Consider the following 7,634-nt stretch of genomic DNA (forward strand, 5'->3'; position numbering starts at 1 on the left):
CTCCTTATCCTCGTGGCCGGCATGAGCCACGTCACATCGGCGATGCTACCGAACCGTCGTCACACCGCGACCGGCCGTGACCGAAATCAAAAGCCGGGGCATATGCCCTCAGTTTTCCCAGGTCAGCGCGGCCGTCGAAAAGCGTGAGCTGTCAATGGATATGGGCCGGATACGCGTGTACCAAGGCGGTGTCGAGCTTCGGCACGGCGTGCGTGAGGGTGTGCTCGGCCTCGTGCGCGAGACGGTGCGCGTCGGCCAGGGTGATAGTCGGCTCGATGTCCAGTTCGACATCCGCGTGCAGCCGGTGCCCGATCCAGCGCATGCGCAGGCTGCGGATGCCCTCGACGCCGGGCTCGGCCGCGAGCGCCCGCTCCGCGCTCGCCACCAGGCTCGGTTCGACCCCGTCCATGAGCCGGTGGAAGACGTCGCGCGCCGCGGTGCGCAGCACGGCCAGGATGGCCAGCGTGATCAGCAGGCCGACGATCGGATCGGCGAGCGGGAAGCCCAGTGCCACACCGCCCGCGCCGAATAGCACCGCCAGCGAGGTGAAACCGTCTGTGCGCGCGTGCAATCCGTCCGCGACGAGGGCCGCCGACCCGATGCGCCGCCCGACCCGGATGCGGTAGAGCGCCACGGTCTCGTTGCCGAGGAACCCGATCAGCCCGGCCAGCGCGACCCAGCCGAGGTGGTCGATCGGCACCGGATTGATCAGCCTGCGCACCGCCTCGTACCCGGCGATCAGCGCCGAGAGCGCGATCATCGCGACGACGAAGAGCCCGGCGAGGTCCTCGGCACGGCCGAAGCCGTAGGTGTAGCGGCGGGTGGCCGCGCGCCTGCCGAGTGCGAACGCGATCCACAGCGGCACCGCGGTGAGCGCGTCGGAGAAGTTGTGAATGGTGTCGGCGGCCAGCGCCACCGACCCGGAGGCCGCGACGACGACCGCCTGGAGTGCGGCGGTGAGTCCGAGGACCGCGAGGCTGAGCTTGACCGCGCGGATGCCGACCGCGCTGGCCTCGAGCGCGTCGTCGATGCTGTCGGCGGCGTCGTGGCTGTGCGGGACGAAGATCTCCCGGAGCGCGCCCCGAAGGCCGCCTACATGCCCATGGCCGTCCTCGTGCGTGTGGCCGTGCGCGTGCGTGTGGCCGTGCCGATGCCCGTGGCCGCGCCGATGCCCGTGGCCTTGCTTGTGCCCGTGCTCGTCACCGTGGTCGTAACCGTTCTCGTTGCCGTGCCCGTGCCCGTGCCCGTGCCCGTGCCCGTGCCCGTGCCCGTGCTCGCGGTCGTGCTCGTGCTCGCGCCGGTGCTCGGGGCTGTCGTCGTGCTCATGCTCGCGCCGGTGCTCGGGGCCGCCGGCGTGCTCGTGCTCATGGCCGTGCCCAGGCCCGTGCTCGTGCCCGTGGCGCTCGGCCTCACGGTTCTCGCCGGTGGCCGCCGACGAGCTCTGTCCCGCTTGCCGTTTCGTATGAGTCACCGCGCCGCTCGATTCCGATTCGGCAGTTCGACCACCGCGCCGTCGCCGCGGTGGTGCGGCGGGATGCCGGGTCCGGCGTGCTCGGCGTTGTACACAGCGTCCACCACCAGCTGGCGGACGTGCTCGTTCTCCAAGCTGTAGAAGATCGTGGTGCCCGCCCGCCTCGGCCGCACCAGCCGGGCCATCCGCAGCTTCGCCAGGTGCTGCGAGACCGACGGGGCGGGCTTGCCGACCGCGCCCGCCAGGTCGTTCACCGACAGCTCGCGATCGACCAGCGCCCACAGCAGCTGCACGCGGGTCGGCTCGGCCAGCATCCGGAACACCTCGACGACCAGCCCGACCTGGTCCTCGGCGAGCGGCAACCGCGATTGGTCGCTATCTGCATTCATACGCAGATAATAGAACAGCATGTCCCCAGCGGCCATGGACAGCGTGGCCGAAAATGTCGATTTGGTGACCGCTGATGCCTCGGTGGCGGACGTCGCCCGCTTTACCCTCGAAGCATGTCAACGCCGTCCATCATCATCATCGGGGCCGGGTTCGCGGGGCTCGGCATGGCGCTCGAGCTGCGGCGCGCCGGGCTGGAGAACTTCACCATCCTGGAACGGGCCGCCGATCTCGGTGGGGTCTGGCGGGAGAACACCTATCCGGGCGCCGCCTGCGATGTGCCCTCACCGCTGTATTCGTGGTCCTCCGAGCCCAAATCCGATTGGCCGCGGCGCTTTTCCGAACAGCGTGACATCCACGACTACATGCGCGGCGTCGCGCGCAAGCACGACCTGGCCCGCTACATCCGTTTCGGCACCGAGGTCACCGACGCCGAATTCGACGAGGGCACCGCCCGTTGGCGGGTCACCACCGCGGACGGCGCGGAGCTGAGTGCCGACGTCCTGATTCCCGCGGTCGGCCAGCTGTCCCGGCCCGCGCTGCCGAACCTGCCCGGCATCGACACCTTCACCGGCGTGGCCTTCCACTCCGCCGAGTGGAACCACGAGGTCGACCTGACCGGCAAGCGGGTGGCTTGCATCGGCACCGGAGCCAGTGCGATTCAATACATTCCGCGCATCCAGCCGAAGGTCGAGCACCTCACGCTCTTTCAGCGTTCCGCGGCCTGGGTGCTGCCCAAGCCGGATGTCGAGTACAACGGGCTGCACCACGCGCTGTTCAAGTACTTTCCGCCGAGCCGGTGGGCCGAGCGGTTCGCGATCTGGTCGTTCTTCGAGGTGCTCGCACTCGCGCTGACCGACATCCCGGCCATCAAGTCCCCGGTGATCGCGCTGGCCGACCGGCACCGCGAAAAGCAGGTCCCCGACCCGGAATTGCGCGCGAAGCTGACCCCCGATTACGCGGCGGGCTGCAAGCGCGGCCTGTTCTCCAACGAGTACTTTCCCGCGCTCGCGCAGCCGAATGTCACGGTGGAGACGACGGCGATCGAAGCCGTCACGCCGACCGGCATCCGCACCGCCGACGGCGTCGAGCACCCGGTCGACGTGATCGTCTACGGCACCGGTTTCAAGGGCACCGAGTTCCTTGCCCCCATGAACATCTACGGCCTCGGCGGCCGCAAGCTCGCCGATGTCTGGGGTGACGCGGGAGCCCGTGCGTACCTGGGCCTTTCGGTCCCGAACTTCCCGAACATGTTCATGATGTACGGGCCGAACACCAATGTCGGCTCCGGCTCGATCATCTACATGCTGGAGTCGCAGGCCCGCTACATCCGGCAGGTCGTGGAATATCTGGCCGAGCATCCCGGCCGCTTCCTCGCCGCCAGCGCGCAGGTCGAACAGCGGTGGGACGACTGGCTGCAGCGGCGGCTGAAGGACACCCCGTGGAACTTCTGCTCCAGCTGGTACCGCAACGCGGCGGGGCGCATCACCAACAACTGGCCCGGGGCCACGGTCCTGTATCGCTGGAAGACAAGGACTTTCGAGCCGTCCGACTACGACGAGGCTCGGGTCGGCGTCTGAACGCGAAACGCCCCCGTTCGGTCGTCCTCCTGCACCGACCGAGCGGGGGCGAATCCCCTTGTCCGACGGGCGCTGTCGGCCCCAACCGCCGACAGCGCCACGTCTCCAGGCGTTCCTCCGATCCCGCCATGCGCGCGTCACGGAGGACTGCCCCGAGCGACACCTCAGCAGTTGCGCAGCTCCGGGCTCTGGTTGAGTAGCTGCGCCCTGGTGCCGATGAAGGTGCGGTAGGTCTCGCCGCCCACCGCCGCGATCGGGAAGGCCGCCACCCGGTGGCAGTTCTGGAAGGCGAGTTTCACACCGAAGTGCCGCTCCAGGCCGCCGCGGATGGCGTCCGAGGCCAGGGCGCGCAGCAGCTGACCCCGGGCCACCTCGTCCGGCGGCGGGACCACGTTGTCGGCGAATTCGGCCGCGCCCGACTTCAATTCACCGGCCACCCGGCTCACGACTTCCCAGGCGTAGGGCAGCGAGTTCCGGACACATTCGACGAATTCGGCGTCGTCGACTTCGCCACGCTCGGCGCGTTCGAGCAGTGCGGCGGGAACATCGAGGGACATAGCGCTCTCCTCCTTGGGAAGGGGTGGATGGCGGTGCGATGCCCCTGAAGTCTAATCGAAAGTGGTTGTCAACAATCCTGGATTCGTCGCGAAAGTGCCGAGTTCAGTGCGGTTTTCGTCGCGACGGCCAGCTCGGCGATCAGTTCGCGGGCGGGTAGCTCCGGCGTCAGCGCTTGGGTTTGGCCAGCCCACAGGTTCACTTCCTCGGGGTTGCCCGCGGCGCGAGCGGCGGCCCGCAACGGCCCTGTCGCGTAGTGGATTTCCGGATACGCGGCGGGCGCCGTCGCGCTGTGCGAGTCCATGAACTCGTTGCGCAGGCCGCGGGCGCGCCGTCCGGTGAAGGCGCGGGTCAGCATGGTCGCGGCGGTGCTCGGCAGTGCGGCGCGATGCACCGGGTTGGTGCCCGCCTCGGGGCAGCGCAGGAAGACGGTGCCGAGCTGCGCGGCCGACGCGCCCGCGGCGAGCGCGGCGGCGATGCCCGCGCCGGTCGCTATGCCGCCCGCGGCGACGATCGGCAGGTCCACCGCGGCGGTGAGCAGTTGCAGCAGGGCGAGCAGGCCGAGCGGATCGGCGGCGTCGTCGGCCACCCGGTCGACGAAGGTGGCGCGGTGCCCGCCCGCCTCGGCGCCCTGGGCGATCAGCACGTCGGCGCCCGCCGCCACCGCGGTCTCGGCCTCGGCGACCGAGGTGACGGTCACCCAGACCTCCGAGCCCACCGCGTGCAGCCGGTTCACCTCGGCGGCGGTGGGGCAGCCGAAGGTGCAGGTGACGGCCGCGACCGGCGACTCTACGAGCAGGTCCAGCTTGGCGTCCCAGTCGTCGGTGTCGTGCTTCGCCGCGCCGAGCTCGTGGTCGGCGCCGAGTTCGGCGAGGTAGTCCGCGTACTCGGCGGGCGGGGTCGGCGGTCCCGGCGCGAAAAGGTTCACGCCGAGCGGCGCGTCGGTCAGGGTGCGAGTGGCGGCGATCCGGGCGGCGGTGTCGGCCGCGCTCAGATAACCGGCGGCCAGCACGCCGAGTCCGCCCGCTTCCGCGACCGCGGCGGTCAGCTCGGGGGTGGACGGGCCGCCCGCCATCGGGGCGAGCACGATCGGGACGCGCAATTCGTCGATGATCACGGTCCAAGTCTCGCCCATCGAGACCTGTGATCCAGCCCTCACCTGCGACTTCGCGATCGAAGGTTGCGGAATGGTCACGACAGGGTAGAGTTCCCGTCACAACGGATGCCGAAACGTTACAAACTTCGGTCACCGGGAAATCTGAGCCCTCGGGCCTCACGACTTCACCGGTATCTCGTTCGCGACGCGGCGGCCTTCGTTCCGAAATGTAGTCGGACGCTAGGACGAAGCATTGTCGCAGCACCGGGTAGGCCCCAGTTCCATTACGGTCGAGAGCCTCATCGGCGATGGCGTGACGGGTCGGCCGACGCGGCACCGCGCCGAGTCGTCGCAGGTCGAGCGGGTTCGTGCGGCCGCGGGTGCGGCCGTCGCCGCCGGTGCGCTGATCGGCGGTGTCGCCCAGGTCGCCCCGGCCATCGCCAACGCCTCCCCGCTGGCGCCTTCGCGTGACGCCGACCAGGCCGCGGACGAGATCACCTTCAAGGGCACCGCCGAGATCCAGAACGTCGCGGCGGCCAAGCAGGTCGCGGCGCCGGTCGCCGAGATCGCTGCCCCCGCGCCGGAGGCGACCCAGGTGGCCGCGCCCGTCGCCGCCCCGTTCGGCTTCAACAACCTGCCGCCCGAGATCGCTGGCCCGCTGGCCCAGGTCGAGGACATCCTCAAGGGCGTGCACCAGCAGGTCGCTCCCGCGCCCGCGGTGCGCCCGGTCGCCGGCGCGATCAGCTCCGGCTACGGCACCCGCTGGGGCCAGTTCCACTACGGCATCGACTTCGCCGACCAGCTCGGCGCGCCGATCCACTCGGTCAGCAACGGCACCGTCATCGAGGCGGGTCCCGCCTCCGGCTTCGGCCTGTGGGTGCGGGTGCTGCAAGACGACGGCACCACCGCCGTCTACGGCCACGTCAACGACATGTATGTCGCCGAGGGCCAGCGGGTCCGCGCTGGCGACGTGATCGCCTCCGTCGGCAACCGCGGCCAGTCCACCGGCCCGCACCTGCACCTGGAGATCTGGGACCAGAGCGGCGCGAAGATCGACCCGCTGCCGTACCTCGCTTCCAAGGGCGTCCCGATGCACTGGGGCCCCTCCGCCCACTGATTCCGCTGTCCACCAGTGCGATTCAGGCGTAGCTCCGCCTCCGCCGCGGCCATCCGCGGTCTGATCCCGCCGTCGGCAGCGCCGGTCGGGCGTACTTCCGCCTTCGCTGCGGCCATGCGCGGATTGACGACGGATCGGCGTTCGGCAGTATCGATTTGGGGTACCGCCGCCTTCGCTCTGGCCGTGCGCCGGTTGACGTCGGACTGGCGTCCGACAGCGCCCGTTAGGCTCGCTTCGTGACCGATCTGGGCGATATCTTCGAGCCGGGATCACCGCACGGGCGCGCCTACGCCGTGCTGGTGCACCACCCCCGATCCGGCCTCGCCGATATCGCGCGCTACCTCGACGTGACGCCGGAAGAGGCCGCCGCCACCCTCGAACTTCTCTGTGCGTTGCAGGCCGCGGTCCGGCTCGAAGATGCCGAAGGTGAACCGGTTTGGGACGCGCACGCCCCGGAATCGTTGTCCGAGACCGAGGCTCGGCGCCGCCAGCACGAGATCAACCAGATGCACGCCGCGGCAGCGCGTCTCAGCGAGACGTTCCGCTCGGTGCGACGTTCGCCGCGCGGCAACGGATCTGTGGTCCCGGTCTTCGAACGCCTGGAGATGCTGGCCGACTTCGAGGAGATGCAGACCTCGGCGCGCACCTCGGTCAAGATCATCGAACGCGGCCCCTACCTCAGCGACATCGAGCGCGAGAACCAGCAATACCTGCTGAAGCGGGCCAGGCTCGGCGAGGGCATCCGCTATCAGACCCTCTACCAGGACACGATCTACCAGGACGCGGAACGACTACGGCATGCGCTGTCCACCAACGCAAGCGGCGCTCAAGCGCGCACGCTGCCCGAACCGCCGTTCAAACTGATCATCGTCGACGACGAGCGGGCGAACCTGGTGCTGCACGCCGACGAACGCCGTCCCGACCCGATGGGTCTGCGCTTCACCGGATCCCCGGCGCTGCGCCTGCTGGTGCGCACCTTCGACGTGCTGTGGTCACTGGCCGCGCCGATCTCGGTGAACCCGAGCGCCGACGAACTCGACGACCGCGACAAAGCGATCCTCACCCTCATGGGCCTCGGCGCCACCGACGACACGATCGCCCGCAGGCTCGGCATGTCCCGCCGCACGGTGGTCCGCCGCACCGCCCGCCTGTTGGAACGCCTCGGTGCGAGTACTCGCTTCCAGGCCGGTGTACAAGCCACCCGCCGAGGGTGGCTGTGAGCTGCCACAAAAGGGTGAAGGTAGCCTCGACCAGGGTGTAACGCGGCGCAAGCGTCAACGATTGGTCTGGTAACCGAGTAGATCAGACCGGTCGGCCTGTTGCGGCCGCCCGCCTACACTGATGTGATTGCTCGGACCGCGCCGACCCACGGCAGTTCAGGATGGGCGGGGACTGATCTGCTTTCGGTCGTGCGGTGATAGCTCGACG

Annotated in this window: 6 protein-coding genes and 1 pseudogene; 3 read left to right on the top strand and 4 right to left on the bottom strand. The window is 69.6% G+C overall.

Translation table 11 applies throughout. The features are described from left to right. Window positions 1-151: 151 nt before the first annotated feature. Window positions 152-1,147: pseudogene (locus tag T333_RS06705) on the bottom strand (cation diffusion facilitator family transporter); the annotation flags it as partial. Between the two features lie 320 nt (window positions 1,148-1,467). Next, on the bottom strand, window positions 1,468-1,860 hold the full coding sequence (locus T333_RS06710; protein WP_496423924.1) for an ArsR/SmtB family transcription factor: 393 nt from the start codon (window positions 1,858-1,860) through the stop codon (window positions 1,468-1,470). 114 nt (window positions 1,861-1,974) lie between these two features. Here T333_RS06710 and T333_RS06715 point away from each other — a divergent pair, with 114 nt between their 5' ends. Beyond that, window positions 1,975-3,438: a flavin-containing monooxygenase gene (locus T333_RS06715; RefSeq protein WP_496423925.1), complete on the top strand. Its 1,464-nt coding sequence runs from the start codon at window positions 1,975-1,977 to the stop codon at window positions 3,436-3,438. A gap of 164 nt (window positions 3,439-3,602) precedes the next feature. Here T333_RS06715 and T333_RS06720 read toward each other — a convergent pair whose 3' ends face one another. Further along, window positions 3,603-3,995, bottom strand: coding sequence for an SCO5389 family protein (locus T333_RS06720; RefSeq protein WP_496423926.1), 393 nt, complete (start codon window positions 3,993-3,995; stop codon window positions 3,603-3,605). Window positions 3,996-4,063: 68 nt separating this feature from the next. Continuing rightward, a complete protein-coding gene (locus T333_RS06725) occupies window positions 4,064-5,128 on the bottom strand; it encodes a nitronate monooxygenase (RefSeq protein ID WP_496423927.1) in 1,065 nt (354 codons plus the stop codon). A 274-nt stretch (window positions 5,129-5,402) separates the two neighbouring features. Here T333_RS06725 and T333_RS06730 point away from each other — a divergent pair, with 274 nt between their 5' ends. Beyond that, window positions 5,403-6,206 carry a M23 family metallopeptidase gene (locus T333_RS06730; protein WP_496423928.1) on the top strand — a complete coding sequence of 268 codons (804 nt, stop codon included), beginning with the start codon at window positions 5,403-5,405 and terminating at the stop codon, window positions 6,204-6,206. Between the two features lie 236 nt (window positions 6,207-6,442). Further along, on the top strand, window positions 6,443-7,426 hold the full coding sequence (locus T333_RS06735) for a LuxR C-terminal-related transcriptional regulator (protein ID WP_355000197.1): 984 nt from the start codon (window positions 6,443-6,445) through the stop codon (window positions 7,424-7,426). Window positions 7,427-7,634: the final 208 nt, after the last annotated feature.

Source organism: Nocardia sp. CNS-044 (assembly GCF_059570515.1).

Excerpts from the sequence above, each read along its gene's own strand:
- T333_RS06710 (WP_496423924.1), bottom strand. The coding sequence starts at position 1,860 with ATGAATGCAGATAGCGACCAATCGCGGTTGCCGCTCGCCGAGGACCAG.
- T333_RS06715 (WP_496423925.1), top strand. The coding sequence starts at position 1,975 with ATGTCAACGCCGTCCATCATCATCATCGGGGCCGGGTTCGCGGGGCTC.
- T333_RS06720 (WP_496423926.1), bottom strand. The coding sequence starts at position 3,995 with ATGTCCCTCGATGTTCCCGCCGCACTGCTCGAACGCGCCGAGCGTGGC.
- T333_RS06725 (WP_496423927.1), bottom strand. The coding sequence starts at position 5,128 with ATGGGCGAGACTTGGACCGTGATCATCGACGAATTGCGCGTCCCGATC.